This window comes from Collinsella sp. AM17-1, assembly GCF_003470665.1.
Lineage (GTDB): Bacteria > Actinomycetota > Coriobacteriia > Coriobacteriales > Coriobacteriaceae > Collinsella.
Map to the genome: position 1 here is coordinate 1 of NZ_QRJZ01000029.1, position 17,075 is coordinate 17,075.

A 17,075-nucleotide genomic window follows, 5' to 3' on the forward strand; every position below is an offset into this window, starting at 1 on the left:
CGGAAAGCACATTAAGTGCTTTCCTTTGCGTGCGGAACTCGCGACAAACTTAATCCGCGCCAGCCGGCCCCGGAGACCCTCCCTACCGTCACTATGTTCAACCAGTTTTGCGGGCGTGCGCCGCTGCGCGGCTAGCCCGCGTGCTCCTCAGCGGAATTGATCTGATGGATCTTGTTGGGACTCTGCCTTTGGCTCAAAGAAAAACGGGAGATGCGATCTGCATCCCCCGTTTTTGTTGCGGTTACTCCAAGTCAATAAATTTGGTGCTCAGGATCTTGCCGTCTTTTACGAGCATTCTGGCCATGGTGGGGCCTCTGGTGCCTCTGGGGTAGCTAGCGCTGCCGGGATTGAGGACCAGGCAGCGGCCTACTTGCGCTTCTTTGGTTACGTGGGTGTGACCGTTGATGGCTACGTCTACGGATCCCACAGGCAGGTCTTCGCGGTAGTGGGCTACGGCGAATTTGAGGCCTTCGTAGGTGAAGAGCGCAAGACGGTCTACATCCGGGCCGTAGTCGCGGTAGTAGTCGTTGTTTCCTAGGACCGCTCGCACGGGGGCGATGGTGCATAGATGCTCGTAATCCATCTCTGAGGTGAGGTCTCCGGCATGGATGATCAGATCTGCGCCCTTGAGCTCGTCCAGAAGCGCGGGCGAAAGATAGCCGTGGGTGTCCGAGATGATGTCGATGCGCTTGGCGCGTGCACTGTTCATGGGATCCCTTCTGCAAAACCGATTCGACGTATATAAAACCCCACGGCTCCGCAGACAATTGGCCTACAGGGCTGCGGGGCCAGTGCGCTAGAGGCTCAGGGCCTTCTTGAGCGGCACAACGCGGCGGCGCGAGACCGGCACGCGTTCGTCGACGCCCGTAATGCCCAGTTGGATAGCGCCCGAGGGCACCGTCTCGACATCCGTGACGCACGCCAAGTTGACGATATAGCGGCGATGAACGCGAAAGAAGCCAAAGTCGCAAAGCTTGGCCTCGAACTGCGCCAGCGAAGTCGTCGATAGAAAACGATCATCGATGGTATAGATACAGGAGTAATCGTCCTTGGCCATGATGAAGCGAATGTCATCCACGGGAATGAGGACCTTACGGCCGCCCTTTTCCACCGGAATGCGCTCGATGGTGGCTTTGCTGTCCGTGACGGGCTTAGCGTGCTGCATGACCTTCTCGATCGCGCGATCCAGGCGCGCCTCCTCAACCGGCTTCATGAGGTAATCGACGGCATCTACGTCGAACGCCTCGACGGCATGATCGCTATACGCGGTCACAAACACAATCGCCGGCGGATTCTTAAGCTTATGCAGTGCCTCGGCAAGCTGCAAACCAGAAGCGCCGGGCATCGAGATATCGAGAAATACGACATCGACGCGGCTTTCCATCAACATCTCAATGGCGGAGCGGACGCTCGACGCCTCCGTGATCGTGCCGATCTTGCCCGTTTGCTCGAGCAGGAAGCGAAGCTCCGAGCGAGCCGGCGCCTCATCATCCACAATCATCGCACGCAGCATAGGGATAAAACCTTTCGTCAACTAACTACGCCGGGCATCCGTCGCATGACGTTGAGCCCGTAGCCTTTTATTTTACTCTTGAATGTCAAAGATGCTCTCTGACAAATCAAGATGAAGAAGCACTTTGGTGCCCTTGCCCGGCGCCGATTCGACACGCGTATAGGAGTGCGGCCCAAAAAAGCGATGGATGCGCTCCGAAATATTGTGCATGGCCACACCGGCGCCGCCACCCTGGGGAGAGCTGGCGTCGGGACGGGCAGAGCGCTCGTCAAACAGTCTGGCGGCGGTACCCTCATCCATGCCCACGCCATTATCGGCCACGGCAATCAAGATTGCATCCTCGCCGTCTTGGTGAACGGTCACGTCGATCCTCAGGGCGTCGTCATCGCCCATACCATGACGCACAGCGTTCTCGACAATCGGCTGGATCACGAACGCCGGCACCAGCGTATCTTCCACGTCCTCGGACACATCGAACGTCGCAAGCACGCGGTCCTCGCCAAAGCGGGCCTTCTCAAAGGTAAGGTAGCGCTTGGTCTGTGCGACCTCGCGCGAGACCGGAATAAGCGATCCCGAGTTGTCGAGCGTGGCGCGATAGAACGATGAGAACTCACGAAGCAGTTCGCGGGCCCTCAGCGGGTCGGTGCGCGTAAACGATGCAATGGTGTTCAGCGTGTTGAACAGGAAGTGCGGGTTAATCTGCGCCTGCAGCGCACGCACCTCGGCGCGCGCTGTGAGTTCCTTTTGCACCTCGAGCTCGTGGATGGCGAGCTGCGTGGACAAAATCTCGGCAAAGCCCGAGGCAAGCGCGTACTGGGTACGGTCGACGGCGCGCGGGGTCTTGTAGTAGAACTTGAGCGTGCCGACGGTACGATCGCCCACCTTGATGGGGGCGATAATGCCGGCGGGGACTTGGTTGTGCGAGCCGTCCGAGCCCACGACATCCACCATACGGTTGAACGACTGCACGATGCCATGTTCGATAACGTAGCGTGTGGCAAGCGTGTGGATGGGAGAATCTGGCAGTAGTTTTTCCTCAAACTCGCCCGCGCAGGCAAGCACGTTGTCCTCATCGGTGATGGCCACCGTCATGGCGCGCGTCTCGGGCAAAATGCGCTGGCACACCAAACGCGCCGACTCCTGCGTCAGACCGCCCTTAATGTCCTCGAGCATGGCCGAGGCCACCGAGAGCGTCTCCTCGGTGTACTGGGAGCGCACCGAATCGGGATTGAGCGTCAAAAAGATAAAGATGCACAGAAAGATGCACAGCAGTGCGCAGGCGACCACGGTCGCGATCGGCTCGATTCCAGTCGCCAGGGCAAAAATAAAGTACACCAGCACGCAAATGGCGCAGGCAACGGCAATGATGCGAAAGATTGATATTGAACTATCGCGCTGGGCGCGGCGGTCGATCATTCGGCCCCCTCCAGGATACTGATCAGTTGTGCGTCACGCCAAAGCCCGTCCATGATCTTGGGCCAAAAACTCTGGAAACGCAGGTAGCTTGCAGCGTTTTGGCGCGCATAGGCTTTTGCCTCGTCGATACCATGGCGCCAGATGCGCAGGTAGCCCTCATGCTCGCGGGTAAACACGCTGCGGACCATAGCGGTCTTGCGCACGCGGTCGTCGAGCTCGCGCGAAATCCACGGGCCCGGGTAGGGCATGAGCGATGCTGCCGTAACGGGAATGAGCTCCTTTTGATGCGCGGCGAATGTCAACTTGGCCCGTTCGTAGTACCAACGGTATACATCCTGCATAAAGCGCGGTGAGCGCTTTTCGGACTCCGGAGGCAGATGGCGCACGGTCCACTCGTTATCGAACCACACGTCGTAGCCAAACATGCGCATGTTAAAGAGGTAATCCAAGTCCTCGCCGCGGGTGATAAACGGGTCGAATGCCACACGCGTAAAGGCGCGGGCGTGCAGGGCCATCAGGCCGCCGCACACGTAGTTGGAGCGCGAGATGCGGGTGCCCGAGAGCGCCTTTTTCATCCAACGGTTGAACTCGATGCGCTTGGTCCACCAACGATGGCAGATGCCCACCTTGTCCGTGGGCGCCAGCGGGGATCCGTCGCGATCGTAAAAGTAACCGCTCTTGACCAAGATCGGCAAGCCCTGACGCGTCTGCTGCCCCAACGCATAGGTCGCGCGCTTCATAAAGTCGGCGTCGATGACAGCCTCATCGTCATCCAAAAAGATAACCGCGTCATGCCCCAGCACCGCAGCGCAGGCCAGCCCCATGTTGCGGATGGCACCGTAACCTCGCAGGCTCACGCACTCGCCCGAACCCTTGGGCGCGATCTGAGCAACCCGGTCTGCGATGCGCGAGGCCTGGGTGTTGGTGACAACGGTGACCTTGAGCGTGGGATGCGCGTCGACAATCTCGTGCACGCGCAGCGACACATCGGCTGTGGCAGAAACGGGACAGACCACCAAAAGGATGATGCGCGGGATGTCGCGCACCTGCTCAAGCGAGGCCAGGCAGCGGTCGAGTTCGGGATTGTCGGCGTTGAGTCGTGTCGAATGGTCATAGGTGCCAGGGGCGTTTGCGCGAGCGTCATCGCCCGCCCAATACGTTGGAATCACGACCGTGGCGTTCATGCCTTACCCTCCCTGCAACACAAAAACGGGACGCCGCCAAACACAGGCGACGCCCCGCGACCTAGCTGACTCCATCATACCCACTTGGGCTAATCATTGTTCGAAAGTCAGAATGTTTATTGCGGATAACCCCAAAAGAGTACCGTGGACAGGCACAATAGCCGCTCACTCCTATGCGGCATGCTCTGCCGCCCGAGTCATGCGGGACAGGCGGACCAGCAGCATAAAGCCAACGACCAGCAGCACACCAATGGATAGGACGCCCAGCGACGGGTTGCCGGTCAGCGAGGTGACGATCGACACCAGGAAGGTGCCCATAACGCTTGCATAGCGGCCAAAGATGTCAAAGAAGCCGTAGTACTCGTTGGACTTTTCCTTGGGAATAATGCGGCCAAAGTAGCTGCGGCTGAGCGCCTGCACGCCGCCCTGGAACAGGCCGACCATAATGGCAAGCACCCAAAACTCAAAGGCGGTCTTTAGGAAGAACGCGGCGAACAGCACAATGCCCATATAGGCGGCGACTGCCACCAATATCATGTTGAGCGTGCCCACGCGGCCGGCGAGCTTGCCGTAGATGATGGCGGACGGAAAGGCCACGAACTGCGTGACGAGCAGCGCCAGGACCAACTGGGTCGAATCGATGCCCAAGGCCGATCCGTAGCTGGTTGCCATGGAAATGACCGTGTGCACACCGTCGATGTAGAAGAAGAACGCGATCATGTAGACCAGCACGGTCTTGTTGTGGGCGATCTCGCGCATGGTGTGTCCGACCTCGGAGAACACACCGCCCACGATGTGGCCGATGGTGTCCTCGGGACCGCGCTCGCGACCGTACTTTTGCTTATAGGTGCGAATGAGCGGCAGGGTAAAGATGAGCCACCAGGCACCAGTGATGATAAACGACAGACGCGTTGCCAGCATGGTGGGGACGCCAAGAGCGGGGCCACCCATGATAAGCGCCAAGCAGATGATGAACGGCACGGTGGAACCGATGTAGCCCCAGGCATAACCCGAGCTGGACACGGCGTCCATGCGCTCGTCGGTGGTAATGTCGGGCAGCATAGCGTCGTAGAACGTCATAGAAGAGTTAAGGCCGATGGTGCACAGCACGTACACGGCCAAAAATGCCATGGCGGACATTGGGATAGCCTGCGCCAGGCAAAGAACCAGGCCCGTGAGGAAGAAGCCCAAGAAGAACTTGATCTTGTTGCCGGCGTAATCGGCAAGCGCGCCCAGAATGGGCATGAGCATGGCAATGACCAGCGAGGCAATCGTCTGAGCGTTGCCCCAAGCGACCACCAGGTCTGCCGAGGAAGCACCGGTATTGATGGCGTTAAAGTAGATGGGCACCACCGAGGTATTGAGCAGCACGAGGGCTGAGTTTCCCACATCGTACATGACCCAGTTACGCTCGAGCTTGGTGTATTTCATGGACAGGGCCCCTTCGTATTCGCCCGATATGCAGTTAGTTCATCGTACCCCAATTGCATAGAGGCACCGGTAAGGATTCGGCAAAGGGACAGGAGCGGTCATACGGACACGCAGGGCGAAACGCCATCCCATCAACGCAGTTGCGGTGAAATAGTTCCCGCTTAGCCCTCCGGGGGCCTCATTCAGGAACTATTCCACCGCAACTTATTGAAACGGTTTGTTATTCCTCGCGGTCGAACTCCTCGTTGGGGTCGAGCACGCGGCCGCTGTAGTTGATATGCCCGGTCACGGCCTCCATGTCGCCAGTCTCGATAAAGCGGGCAACGGTGAGCTCGTAATCGACCAGCGCGCGCTCAAAGACCTCGGGGAAGCTCTCGGTCGAAACCTCGTCGGTAAAGGGATTCTTCCATGTCAGATGGCCCAGGTTACCGGTGCGCTCGGGCAGCTCCGTCGTCACGCGATGGGCAAGGCCGTCGAGCAGCGAGTAGTCGTGCACCAAGCCCTCAACCAGCGAGATCGCGCGCGTCTTTGCGGAGCCGGCCGGCTCAATCGCGCGGTAAAGTCGCTGCATATTGGCAACGGCAGCACCGTACTCCCCCGCCGGAATGTCAATGCCGTACACGCGTCCGGCAACATAGCTCATCAGCACGCCGGCCACGCGATTGATGCGATCGGTGGTGACGATCTCGCCCGCCGGCGGGTAATCGTCAACCGTAGCGCCATCGCGTTTAAGCTGCAGCATCAGTACATCCAGGTCGCTCTCGATCACGGCATGGACCTGACTGCTCGAATCCTCAAGCTCTGAATCGGACTCCACGATGCCAAACTGCTGCTCATAGACAAAGGGGTGGGCGTTGCGGTCGAGCACGTAATGAGACAGCAGACCCAGCGCAAAGGCGCGACCCAAGCTGGCGTCGCGCGGCAGCAGATGCGACACGCCGTCGCGCAGGCACGCGAACTGGCGAGACATGCGCGAGCGATGCATGACCTGCGCCAGCAGCGTACAGTCGGAAACACGCGGTGTCAGAATGTGAAAGAAAAACGGGTCGGGACCTTGGTTGCCCAAGATAAAGGCAATGCGCTCTTCATCGGACGTGATGACGCCCTGCGGAAGACGGTCGATGCTTTCCTCGCCAAACAGATGATGGGTGATAAGCGCGGGCATAATAATCCTTTCGATTTCATTCGATTCCACCCATTATGCCCACCGCGCGCCCATGCCAAACCTGCGATGGTAAACGACGACACGCAAGCCTCTTACGCAAGCCCCAGGTGCGACTTGACCTCGGCGGCACGACGACGGGACACCGGCACCGTCGAGCTCACGCGGTCGAGCCTGAGCTCCATCAACCCCGTGGAGCCAATCTCAACATTGTGCACGTCTTCCAAATTGACCAGATAGCTGCGATGAACGCGAATAAAGCCCTCGGAGCTCAAGCGACGCTCGAGCGAAGAGATCGACTCATTGATCAGGTACGTTCCCTCGGCGCAGATGGCGTTGCAAAAATCGGCGCGCGCCTCAAAGTAGCAGACGTCTGCGGCGGGAATGAACACCTTTTTGCCCCCGCGGTCCACCGTCAGGCGAAGGGGCTGGCGCGGGGTATGGACAGCGCGGCGAACACCCAGGGCGGTTTCGATCTTGTCGAGCGCCTTCGACAGGCGCGCGTCCTCGACCGGCTTGACGACATAGTCGACAGCATCGAGGTTATACGCGTCGGCCGCGAACTCTGCAAACGCCGTCACAAACACCACCACCGGCGGCGTCTTTAGGTTTTGCAGGGTCTCGGCTAGCTCAATTCCCGAGCGGCCGGGCATCGTGATATCCAAAAACAGCACGTCGGGCTTGTTCGACAGAATCGACTCCACGGCCTCGGTGACATTGCCCGCCTCGGCAATCTGGCCCACACGTGCATCCTTTTCCAGCAGATAACGTAGCTCAGCCCTAATAGGAGGCTCGTCATCAACCACCAAGATGTTCCATCCCTCGGACATATGCGCTTCCCCTCTTTTTCTCTCAATCCAACCGCGTGCTACACCGTCATCGGCGCCGGCTCATGCGGCTCGCCGTTCAGCTCGACGATGACCTGCGTTCCCACGCCCTCCTGGGACTTCACGCGCATGCCAGAATCTTCCCCGTAAAAGAAATGGATGCGCTGAAGCACGTTGAAGAGCGCCAGGCCGCAGCCTCGCTTGATGGAGCCGTCGGCGGTAATGCTCTCGGGCTCCTCTCGGCGATGTTGCTCAAACAGATGCGCGCAGACTTCTTCGCTCATACCGATGCCGTCATCTTCGACGATGATCTCCAAGCCGTCATCGGTCTCAAAAGCCCCAACACGAATAGAAAGCGGCTCGGTCTCGCGCTGCGCATGCTTGATGCAGTTTTCGAGCAGCGGCTGCAAGATAAACGGCGGCACCATGCTGTCGCGCACCTCAAAGTCGATGTCGACCGAAACGCGCAGACGGCCGTCGCCATACCGGGCCTGCATAAGATTGATATAACGAGTGCCCTGTTCCACCTCATGCTCGAGCGTGGTGAGCGTATCGGAGTCAGAAAGCGTCTGACGATAGTAATTGGAAAAGTCGATCAGCAGCGATCGCGCCTTGTCGGGCTCGGTTCGCACGAGCGACACGATGGTGCTGATGGTATTGAACAGAAAATGCGGGTCGACCTGCGACTGCAGGGCGCGCAGCTCCACGCGGGCCGTAAGCTCGTCCTGGCGCTCGAGCTCAAAGCTGGCGAGCTGCGTGGAAATGAGGTCGGCAAAGCCCGAGGCAAGCGCCGTCTGGCGCATATCGATGCTGCTCAGACGGGGATAATACAGCTCAAGCGTGCCCACGCAATGCCCGCGCACGGTAAGCGGTGCGACAATGCCGGCGCGCAGGCGCGGAAAGTAGCCACCCGTCTCATTGGAAGCGTCACGCGAAAACACGCTCTGCTCACCCGTCCCAATCACGTTGAGCGTGGTCTTGAGCACTACCGGGGTTCCGGCAGGGCACTTTGCCGAGTCCTCGCCCCAGCTTGCCAACACCTGTTTGCCATCGGTAAAGCAGATGGCAGAGGCGATGGTCTCGGACAGGATTATTTTAGAGGCGCCCAGGGCCGCTTCGGGCGTAAGGCCGCGCGACGTGTAGGCGAATATTTTTGATGCGATGGCGAGCGTACGGTCGGTTGCGCTCGATGTGAGGTCGTCGGGGACCACAAAGACATACGAGAAAAAGAAGCACAGCATGACCAGGCCGGCAATAACGACAACGCCCGGAACGGGATTGGGATTATCGGTTAAATCCCAGATAAGCAGCAGGATAAGCGCCGGAACGACAATACCGAGCAGGATGGCCTGAACCACATGCTGGGCCGTACGAAAGACCTTGGTAGAGTTGTAGCTCTTGCCCAGAATCAGCCTGTTTAAATCCACCGTCATCCCCTCTTGTCCTTAGCACCCATAGCAATAAAGAGGGCCGCAAGCGACCCTCTCCATTGCATTATGCAATCAAAAACTGTGTTTTACATCAAGCCATCGACAAACGGTATCTTAGGCGCTGTATTTGTTAGCCTCACCAAAAGTGCCAGCCTCGACGATCCAGCCATCCTTCATGATGACGTCCATGTTGTCGGTGTTGAGCACGTGGATGTCGGCGGCGACGTCACCATTGACAACCAGCAGGTCGGCGCACTTGCCGGCCTCGATGGAACCGGTCTCGTCCTCGATGTGGCACATCTTGGCACCGTTGAGGGTGGCGCAGGTGATGGTCTCGACCGGAGTGAAGCCGATCTTGTCGACGAACTCGTACATCTCCTCGATGGAGCAGGTGCCGTACGGGGTGACGAAGGAGAAGGAGTCGGAGCCGATCGTCATGACGACGCCGCGCTTCTTGGCCTCGCGCAGGCAGTCGTAGTTGCGCTGCAGCTCCTTCTCGACCAGGGTGCCCTCGTACTTGTCGTGCAGCTCGGGGACGTAGACGGGCGGATAGGTGGCGTACCAGGTGGGCAGGAAGGCGATCGTCGGGGTGAAGAAGGTGCCCTGCTCGGCCATGAGGTCCATGGTGCGCTCATCGATATCGAAGCCGTGAATCAGCTGCTCGCAGCCAAAGCGAACGGAGTCGTAGGCGGCGGCGTGGTTGTTGTAGCAGTGACTCCACACGGGGATGCCGACCATCTTTGCCTCTTCGACCACGGCCTGGATCTCCTCGGAGCAATAGTGCTGGTCGCGACCGGAATCCCAACGCCAGATGCCGCCACCGGTAGCCCAGATCTTGATGGCATCGGGGTTCTCGCGCAGGCGACGACGGACGGCCTTGCGCAGATCCCAAGGACCATCGACCTGGTCGCCCCAGGGATGGGATTCCTTGTTGAGCTCCTGGGTGCAGTGGTGGGAGTCACCGTGGCCGGCAACGCGGCAGAAGCCAAGACCAGTGGCCAGAACGCGCGGGCCCTTGAAGACGCCCTTGTCGATGCAGTCGCGAATCTGGATACCAAAGCGGCCGATCTCGCAGACGGTGGTGAGGCCGTGGGTGAGGCAGTCGTAGGCCTGCTTGACGGCGACGGCCTGCTTCTCGAGGAGCGGCTGCATGACCCAGTCGGTGTCATCGTCGGTCAGGTTGCCCGAGAAGTGCAGGTGGGTGTCGATCAGGCCGGGAAGGACGGTCTTGCCGGCGGCGTCGATAACCTCAACGCCCTCGGGAAGGTCCTGCATAGTGCCGGCGTACTCGATCTTGCCGTTGTCGTCGACGAGAACGAGGGAGTTCTCGACCGGCTCGGCACCGGTACCGTCGATGAGCTTGCCGCCAACGATTGCATACTTAGTGGACATGGTTCCTCCTTATGGATCCATATAGTGGGCGAGGCCGTGTTGGGTTAAGGCCTCACAAAACTACCCAAGTGGTGCCGGGTTCGGTGCGCGAAAGAGAGGATCCCGCGCACCCGATCCGCCCCGGCTAGGCGCTACTTTTTGCGAGAATTGGTAAAGGCCATAAGAGCCAGGCCAATGGCCAGCCAGCCGATCACGATGCTCCACTCCACCATGTTGAGGGAGGCGGGAGAGAACGGGATCACGAGCAGGCCGATGATGACGGCGCAGGCAGCAACAGCGAGACTGATGCCAAACTTGCCGCCGGGCACCTCGTAGGGACGAGGCAGGTCGGGCTCGGTAAAGCGCATGCGCAGGCAAGCGAGGGCGACCATGCCGCAGGAGAAGATGAAGGCGAGAGCCGACACGTTGGTCAGAGGGATGAGCATGTTCTTGCCCAGGAACGGACCGACGACGGTGATGACGGCCAGAACGACGCAGGCGAGCTTGGGAGCGCCGGAGCTGGGATCGACCTCGGCGAACTTCTCGGGCAGCTGGCCCTTACGGCCCATGGCGAGCATGATGCGGCTCGTGGCGCCGTAGAAGGAGTTCATCGGGCCCATGGGTCCAAGCGTGGCGATGACGAGCATGGCCAGGTACAAAAGCATGTTGATGCCCTTGAGGCAGGCGAGTGCGGGAACCGGGCTCTTAACGAACTCATGCCAGTCGAGGATGGTGCCGAACGAGTAGATGCAGACCATGTAGAAGCCGCCAGCGGCCAGCAGGGCCAGGGAGATAATCTTGCCGAACTTGTTCCAGTTGAGGCCCTCGGCTGCTTCCTCAGCCTGCTGAGGAATGGTGTCGAAACCGGCGTAGAAGAACGGGGTCAGAACCAGGACCGAAACGATGCCTGCGAACAGGCTGGTGCCCTCGGTAGCAGGCTTGCCGCCGCCAGCACCGGTGACCTGGGAGAACACGGGCATGGCGTTGTCCGGCGAGCCGGTGAACAGCGAGACGCCCATGGCGAGCAGCATGCCGCAGAGCAGGGCCTTGGTCAGGAAGGCCTGCAGCTTGGCGGCCGAGCTGGCACCGCGGAAGTTGAGGAAGATGACGTAGGTTGCAAAGCCGAGCGCGATCAGCGTCGGGAACAGGTAAACGTCGGCGCCCAGGATGGTATAGAGCTTGACAGCACGCAGCCACTCAAGACCGGGCAGGCTGCCGAACATCTCGGACACGAGGGTCGAGATAGCGATTGCCTCCCACGGGCACAGGATGCCGTTGCCCAGGGCCAGGAGCCAACCGGTGATATAGCTCAGCGTACGGCCAAAGCTACGATCGACATACTCGACGATGCCGCCCGAGATGGGGATAGCAGCCGTGAGCTCACCGAAAACAGCTCCGACGGGCACGAGAAAGATTGCACCCAAGAGGAATGCGATCATAGCGGGAACGGGACCGCCGCCCACGACCATCCAGTCGCCGACCTGCAGAACCCAGCCAGTTCCGATGATGGCACCGAAACCGATGGTGAAGAAGTTCCAGAGCGAAAGCGTTTTCTTCATGCCACCGTTACCCTCGACTGCAACCTCTGCGTTCTTGTCCGCCATTGTTCCCCTCCTTTCCTTATTGACGCCTCTTTGGCGTCACCCCTTGCGCGGTCTGTTTTGCCGCGCGCTTTTATTTCGTGGCTTTAAGATACGGCCTTGGCATTGCATTGCCGTCCAAGGCTCGACCGAAGGCAGAACTGTAAAACGAGCGGCGCCGTTTTTGGGACGAACGGCGGAAGACGTCATTCGTCTTGGACGCTTTCATCTTGTCTGCTTTTGAAGACCTGTTGCCGTGACGCTTGGCGCGCGGCGCGGCAACGTTCATACCATTTGTCAGGCTTTTGGCGCACATGCCCATGTGTCGTGCATCTTTTTATGTAGGATAGACAAGTTACACATGAGGCAAGGTGATTCGAATGGCATACGGATACAATGACGGCGACCAACGGCCACAAAACGTGCGCCTTGCCGGCCGCACCACGCCAACGCCCAGAAGCACCTCCGACAACGACAGCCCGCAGCGCCCCCAAGAGCAGCTCGGGGCTTCTTCGCGGCAACAAAGCCGTACCGTGCAGCAGTCAGACCGCATGAGTACGAGCACACGCCAACGCCAGACCGACACATCGCAGCCACGCCGCTACGATCGCCGTAAGACCGACTACTACGTCAAGCGCTCCTTTTCGCGACCTCAACGCGATCGCGGCAGTTCTGCCCCTCGCCCCGCGTCGCATACCACAAGCCGCGCGCTTCCGGCCCGCCGCCTACGCCTTGCGCTTTGCTCCATCGCCGCCTGCCTCGTCTTTGTGTTTTTGGGATCCTGTATCTCCCACGGATCAGCCGGTCTTGAGCCCACTGCCGAGGACAAGCTGCTTAAAGCTCCCGTCGCGCCCGGTTACTCCTTTGCGTTCTCGACCCCACGCTCGCAATGGCAGGCCGGCACCATGCCCCACATCTACCAAATTGACCCCGCATGGTCGGAGCTGCCCTATGCCGGTGGCACTATTCGCGAAAACGTTTGCGGCCCCACTTGCCTCACCATGGTCTATATCTTTAAGACCGGCCACACCGATAAGACGCCGGTCGATATATGCGCACTGGCCGAAGCCGGCAACTACGCCCCCACTGGTGCCACCGAGTGGTCGTTTATGACAGGCGGTTCGTGGCAGCTGGGACTCAACGGAACACAGCTCTATAACGATCGTGAATCGATTACCCAAGCACTTCGCTCGGGTGCGCCCGTTATCGCCGCAGTGCGCCCCGGTACGTTTACCAACGTAGGCCACTACATCGTGCTCTACGGCATCGACGATGCCAACCAGATTGGCGTCTACGACCCCAACTCGGCCAGCCGCAGCGCCCGCCGCTGGGGCGTCGTAGAGGTCCTCAACGAAGTCGAAGCCATGTGGGCCTACTACTAGTCATGAGCACTCATTGGGGACAGACTTAAATGAGTACCCACTCATCGGGGACAGACTTAAATGAGTGGTCCCAGGCTGCCCGGAACTGCCGGCTCGGAAAGTGCACCCCGCTTTGGAGTTCGATAACGGGATGTGCCTTCCGTTAGCGGCCTGCTTGGGAAACTGTGCCCCACTTTTCGGCATAATTCCGGGATGCATTTTCCGGTGGAGGACCCCGGGGGAACTGTGCCCCGTTTTGGACGCTCATTCTGGGATGCACTTTCCGCAGTTGATTGGTGCTACTCATTTAAGTCTGTCCCCAATGACTAATGAACAGCTACCTCAATAGCAAAAGCCCCGCAGCCGGAGCGGACTGCGGGGCTCATGAAGAGAGGCTAGTTTGTGGGCGCTTTGCCTGGCGCCCACGAGAGAGGCAACAGAGTAGAGACTACTCGTGGATGCGGGTACCGGAGAGGCCGGCCATGGTCTCGGCGGCCTTGTCCAGAGCGCCAATGATGCAGGTGCGGCCCTTGCGGGAACGAGCGAACTTGATGGCAGCACGGACCTTGGGCTCCATGGAACCCTTGCCGAACTGACCCTCGTCGGCCAGACGCTCGGCCTCGTCGGCGGTGAGGTCCTCGAGCTCCTCCTGGTTGGGCTTGCCAAAGTTGATGGCGACATGCTCAACGGCGGTCAGCAGGAACAGAACGTCGGCGTCGCAGTCCTCGGCCAGCAGCTCGCCGCCCAGGTCCTTGTCGATGACGGCGGGAACGCCCTTGTAGCAGCCCTTGTTCTCGTAGTCGCGGACGACGGGGATGCCGCCGCCACCGCAGGCGATGACGATGAACTCGTTGTCGAGCAGGTTGAGGATGGAGTCAGCCTCGACGATCTTCTTGGGATCGGGAGAAGCGACGACGCGACGCCAGCCGCGGCCGGAATCCTCGACGAAGACCTTGGAGGGATCCTCGGCCATGAACTCCTTGGCCTGCTCCTCGGTGTAGAAGGGACCGATCGGCTTAGTCGGGTTCTTGAACGCGGGATCATCCGGATCGCACTCGATCTGGGTGACGACGGTGGCGGCGTGCCAACGCTTATAGCGCTTGTGCATCTCGCGGCCGATGCCCTGCTGCAGGTGATAACCAATGTAGCCCTGGGACATGGCGCCGCACTCGGGCAGCGGCATCTCGGGGGTACCGATGGCATCGTGGGCAGCGGCGAAGGCGTTCTGGATCATGCCGACCTGCGGGCCGTTGCCGTGGGTGATGATGATCTCGTTGCCCTGCTCGATAAGACCAAGGAGAGCGTGGGCGGTGTTGCTCACGGCCTCGATCTGCTCGACGGGGTTGTTGCCGAGGGCGTTGCCGCCGAGGGCGACGACAATACGATCGGGCTTGCCAAGAGGCTTAGACATTGCTGGAATCCTTTCTGTAAAAGGCCTACAACCCATTAATAACCCGCGTCCGTGCGATACGCGAGTTTATTAAGGTTTATATTCTCTTTATCGCTCATTTTATTCATTTTGAAAATACCTAAGCGGCGAACGGTCGATTTTACCCGCTCAGCGTAAAGAAGCCCAGTTCAGGCATATCTACGCCATTTACGTGCAACTTTATTTAAATAGAGCAGGGATTAGACCAGATTATGCAAACTATATCTTTGCTAAACACAAAACGGACAGCGCAATATCTTACTCGCACTATACGCGATTCTATACATTAATTTGACGAGTATGCACCCCTGCAAAAACATGGGGCTTTTCATCCAACATAAGGGATAGCCGATCGCGCTTCACCCCGCGGCAAGCGACTGCGAGTTCGCAGTATGGAACTTTACCGTCGGCTTCTGCATGAACGCTACCGACGCCCTTTCGCTCCTGCGCGCCCAAGCAGCCGAGAACGCTAACGGCGCCACTGTCAACCTGGCCACCCTCAACAACGGCGCCGCCAGCCTTTTCGCAAAGTACCGTGCTGGCTCGCTGGCTTTGAGGCCTAAGTGAGCTTTGCTATTTGCCAATTTTTGTATGATTTGGGTCAAATCTATTTGTCAATTTTTGTATGATTAGGGGCAAATCTATTTGCCAATTTTTGTCAATGAGGTGTTTTAATGCTACGCCGCAAAGTCACTGATAGGCTTTTGAGCTGGAAGAATAACTCCCATAAGGCCCTGCTTGTTACCGGTGCGCGTCAGATTGGCAAGAGCTATGCGATTCGCGCGTTTGGAAAGAGCAACTACGCTTCGTATTATGAGGTCAATCTGCTACTTGATGCCGAGGCAAGAGACGTACTTGTTGGCGCTAAGAACTCCATTGACTTCATCAACCGTGTGGCCCTTCTTGCGGATGCACCGCTTGTTGAAGGAGACACGCTTATCTTCGTCGATGAGATTCAGGAGTATCCGCAGATCGTTACACTTATGAAGGCGCTGGTCGAGGACGGACGCTTTAGCTATGTCTTCTCGGGGTCTATGCTTGGGACTGAGTTTAAGGGGATCTCTTCTTTTCCGGTAGGGTATGTCGAGCACATTGTTATGCGGCCGATGGATTTTGAAGAGTTTTGTTGGGCAAACAGCGTCAGCGAGAATGTGCTTGCAGACATCCGCAGCTGCCTTGTCGAGAGGCGTCCCGTCGAAAATTTTATTCATGAGGCGATGCTCAAAAACTTTAGAGCCTATATCGTTTGCGGCGGCATGCCGGAGGTCGTTCAGAACTATATCGATTCGGGCTATTCGCTCGTGAGAACGCGTGAGCTTCAAATTCAGCTAGTCGATCAGTACAAAAGCGATATCTCTAAATATGCATCGACTCGAGCGTTTAACGTTCGCTCCATTTTCGAGCAAATTCCCGTTCAGCTTGAGGCGGAGTCCCATCGCTTTATCGTCTCGTCTCTAGGCGAGGGAGCTCGTCTTCAAAAATACGAGCAGGATTTCCTATGGCTGGTGAACGCAGGCGTTGGATTGATGGTCCCCCAGGTGACGGAGGCACGAAGTCCTCTCAAGAGGACGGAGAAAACGACGGCCTTTAAACTATACGAGTCCGATACAGGTATGCTCGCATCGCGGTATCCCGGCAGCACGGCACGCGCCGTCTACCTTGACATGAAAACCCCCAACCTCGGCGGCCTCTATGAGAACGTGGTCGCACAGGAACTCGTTGCCCTCGGAGCAGATACGTGGTACTACCAAACGCGTGAGGTCGGTGAAGTCGACTTTGTAATCGAAGGTGCCCGCGGGCATGTTGTCCCAATCGAAGTCAAATCGGGCAAGAAAGTTCGAGCACATGCAGCCCTCGACCGTTTGATGAGTGTGGGCGAGTACAAAATTCCCGAGGCCGTTGTGCTGAGCCACGAAAACCTTTGCAAAGAGGGCAAGATCCTTTACGTTCCAATCTATATGACATTCTGTCTCGATGAGTTTATGGAAAAGGACGACCCCAACAACGATTTCTCGTTTGCACCCATATCTCTCTAGGTCATCTGAGTCCGCAAGCCAGCCCCCACGCCCAAAGTACTGCGCCTTTCGCGCCAAAGGCGCGAAACAGCACTGGGGCAGCAGAAGGCCACAATCAGCTAGCCCTCCATGCCCAAAGTGGCGCGTGGTTTCGCGGCCACGCCGCGAAACAGCGACCGGGACAAGGCACCCCCACAGCCACGTCCTTCATTCAGCCCCACAATCCGAGGACGTAGTCGTAGCAGGATCTGAGGGCTAACCTTCGCGGACACTCCGCAGGACGAAAGAACCCCCGCCGCACGTTGAACTGCGCCCCAATTCTTGGACGGGCTAATAAGCGGCCTACGCCGCACATA

Annotated in this window: 14 protein-coding genes; 3 read left to right on the top strand and 11 right to left on the bottom strand. The window is 58.6% G+C overall.

The window, feature by feature from the left end:
- Positions 1 to 241: 241 nt before the first annotated feature.
- The 10 genes from DW195_RS09905 to DW195_RS09950 form a co-directional block, all read right to left on the bottom strand.
- On the bottom strand, positions 242 to 709 hold the full coding sequence (locus DW195_RS09905; protein ID WP_118206609.1) for a YfcE family phosphodiesterase: 468 nt from the start codon (positions 707 to 709) through the stop codon (positions 242 to 244).
- An 87-nt stretch (positions 710 to 796) separates the two neighbouring features.
- Positions 797 to 1,513 carry a LytTR family DNA-binding domain-containing protein gene (locus DW195_RS09910; protein ID WP_118206610.1) on the bottom strand — a complete coding sequence of 239 codons (717 nt, stop codon included), beginning with the start codon at positions 1,511 to 1,513 and terminating at the stop codon, positions 797 to 799.
- Between the two features lie 72 nt (positions 1,514 to 1,585).
- Positions 1,586 to 2,929, bottom strand: a complete 1,344-nt coding sequence (locus DW195_RS09915) for a histidine kinase (RefSeq protein ID WP_118206611.1) — start codon at positions 2,927 to 2,929, stop codon at positions 1,586 to 1,588.
- Positions 2,926 to 4,113, bottom strand: coding sequence for a glycosyltransferase (locus DW195_RS09920; protein ID WP_118206612.1), 1,188 nt, complete (start codon positions 4,111 to 4,113; stop codon positions 2,926 to 2,928). Before DW195_RS09920 ends, DW195_RS09915 begins: the two co-directional genes overlap by 4 nt.
- 171 nt (positions 4,114 to 4,284) lie before the next feature.
- Complete coding sequence (locus DW195_RS09925) at positions 4,285 to 5,544, bottom strand: MFS transporter (RefSeq protein ID WP_118206613.1); 1,260 nt, start codon at positions 5,542 to 5,544, stop codon at positions 4,285 to 4,287.
- A 220-nt stretch (positions 5,545 to 5,764) separates the two neighbouring features.
- Positions 5,765 to 6,709 (bottom strand): zinc dependent phospholipase C family protein, encoded by a 945-nt coding sequence (locus DW195_RS09930; RefSeq protein ID WP_118206614.1) that lies wholly within the window; start codon positions 6,707 to 6,709, stop codon positions 5,765 to 5,767.
- Between the two features lie 92 nt (positions 6,710 to 6,801).
- Positions 6,802 to 7,536: a LytTR family DNA-binding domain-containing protein gene (locus DW195_RS09935; RefSeq protein WP_118206615.1), complete on the bottom strand. Its 735-nt coding sequence runs from the start codon at positions 7,534 to 7,536 to the stop codon at positions 6,802 to 6,804.
- Positions 7,537 to 7,574: 38 nt separating this feature from the next.
- Positions 7,575 to 8,966, bottom strand: coding sequence for a sensor histidine kinase (locus tag DW195_RS09940; protein WP_118206616.1), 1,392 nt, complete (start codon positions 8,964 to 8,966; stop codon positions 7,575 to 7,577).
- A 111-nt stretch (positions 8,967 to 9,077) separates the two neighbouring features.
- Positions 9,078 to 10,355, bottom strand: a complete 1,278-nt coding sequence (locus tag DW195_RS09945) for an amidohydrolase family protein (RefSeq protein WP_055310078.1) — start codon at positions 10,353 to 10,355, stop codon at positions 9,078 to 9,080.
- Positions 10,356 to 10,486: 131 nt separating this feature from the next.
- Positions 10,487 to 11,938, bottom strand: a complete 1,452-nt coding sequence (locus DW195_RS09950) for an APC family permease (protein ID WP_118206617.1) — start codon at positions 11,936 to 11,938, stop codon at positions 10,487 to 10,489.
- Positions 11,939 to 12,294: 356 nt separating this feature from the next.
- Here DW195_RS09950 and DW195_RS10615 point away from each other — a divergent pair, with 356 nt between their 5' ends.
- Positions 12,295 to 13,296 carry a C39 family peptidase gene (locus DW195_RS10615; RefSeq protein ID WP_233540863.1) on the top strand — a complete coding sequence of 334 codons (1,002 nt, stop codon included), beginning with the start codon at positions 12,295 to 12,297 and terminating at the stop codon, positions 13,294 to 13,296.
- A gap of 427 nt (positions 13,297 to 13,723) precedes the next feature.
- On the opposite strand, the gene arcC is transcribed toward DW195_RS10615, so the two are convergent.
- A complete protein-coding gene (gene arcC, locus DW195_RS09960) occupies positions 13,724 to 14,686 on the bottom strand; it encodes a carbamate kinase (RefSeq protein WP_006235166.1) in 963 nt (320 codons plus the stop codon).
- Positions 14,687 to 15,121: 435 nt separating this feature from the next.
- On the opposite strand from arcC, the gene DW195_RS10455 reads away from it, so the two are divergent.
- Positions 15,122 to 15,271 carry a hypothetical protein gene (locus DW195_RS10455; protein ID WP_158549138.1) on the top strand — a complete coding sequence of 50 codons (150 nt, stop codon included), beginning with the start codon at positions 15,122 to 15,124 and terminating at the stop codon, positions 15,269 to 15,271.
- Positions 15,272 to 15,378: 107 nt separating this feature from the next.
- The gene (locus tag DW195_RS09965) at positions 15,379 to 16,740 is read left to right on the top strand and encodes an ATP-binding protein (RefSeq protein ID WP_117634440.1); all 1,362 of its coding nucleotides are present in this window, start codon (positions 15,379 to 15,381) and stop codon (positions 16,738 to 16,740) included.
- Positions 16,741 to 17,075: the final 335 nt, after the last annotated feature.

Coding starts and splice junctions, on each gene's coding strand:
- DW195_RS09905 (WP_118206609.1), bottom strand. CDS start 709: ATGAACAGTGCACGCGCCAAGCGCATCGACATCATCTCGGACACCCAC.
- DW195_RS09910 (WP_118206610.1), bottom strand. CDS start 1,513: ATGCTGCGTGCGATGATTGTGGATGATGAGGCGCCGGCTCGCTCGGAG.
- DW195_RS09915 (WP_118206611.1), bottom strand. CDS start 2,929: ATGATCGACCGCCGCGCCCAGCGCGATAGTTCAATATCAATCTTTCGC.
- DW195_RS09920 (WP_118206612.1), bottom strand. CDS start 4,113: ATGAACGCCACGGTCGTGATTCCAACGTATTGGGCGGGCGATGACGCT.
- DW195_RS09925 (WP_118206613.1), bottom strand. CDS start 5,544: ATGAAATACACCAAGCTCGAGCGTAACTGGGTCATGTACGATGTGGGA.
- DW195_RS09930 (WP_118206614.1), bottom strand. CDS start 6,709: ATGCCCGCGCTTATCACCCATCATCTGTTTGGCGAGGAAAGCATCGAC.
- DW195_RS09935 (WP_118206615.1), bottom strand. CDS start 7,536: ATGTCCGAGGGATGGAACATCTTGGTGGTTGATGACGAGCCTCCTATT.
- DW195_RS09940 (WP_118206616.1), bottom strand. CDS start 8,966: ATGACGGTGGATTTAAACAGGCTGATTCTGGGCAAGAGCTACAACTCT.
- DW195_RS09945 (WP_055310078.1), bottom strand. CDS start 10,355: ATGTCCACTAAGTATGCAATCGTTGGCGGCAAGCTCATCGACGGTACC.
- DW195_RS09950 (WP_118206617.1), bottom strand. CDS start 11,938: ATGGCGGACAAGAACGCAGAGGTTGCAGTCGAGGGTAACGGTGGCATG.
- DW195_RS10615 (WP_233540863.1), top strand. CDS start 12,295: ATGGCATACGGATACAATGACGGCGACCAACGGCCACAAAACGTGCGC.
- arcC (WP_006235166.1), bottom strand. CDS start 14,686: ATGTCTAAGCCTCTTGGCAAGCCCGATCGTATTGTCGTCGCCCTCGGC.
- DW195_RS10455 (WP_158549138.1), top strand. CDS start 15,122: ATGAACGCTACCGACGCCCTTTCGCTCCTGCGCGCCCAAGCAGCCGAG.
- DW195_RS09965 (WP_117634440.1), top strand. CDS start 15,379: ATGCTACGCCGCAAAGTCACTGATAGGCTTTTGAGCTGGAAGAATAAC.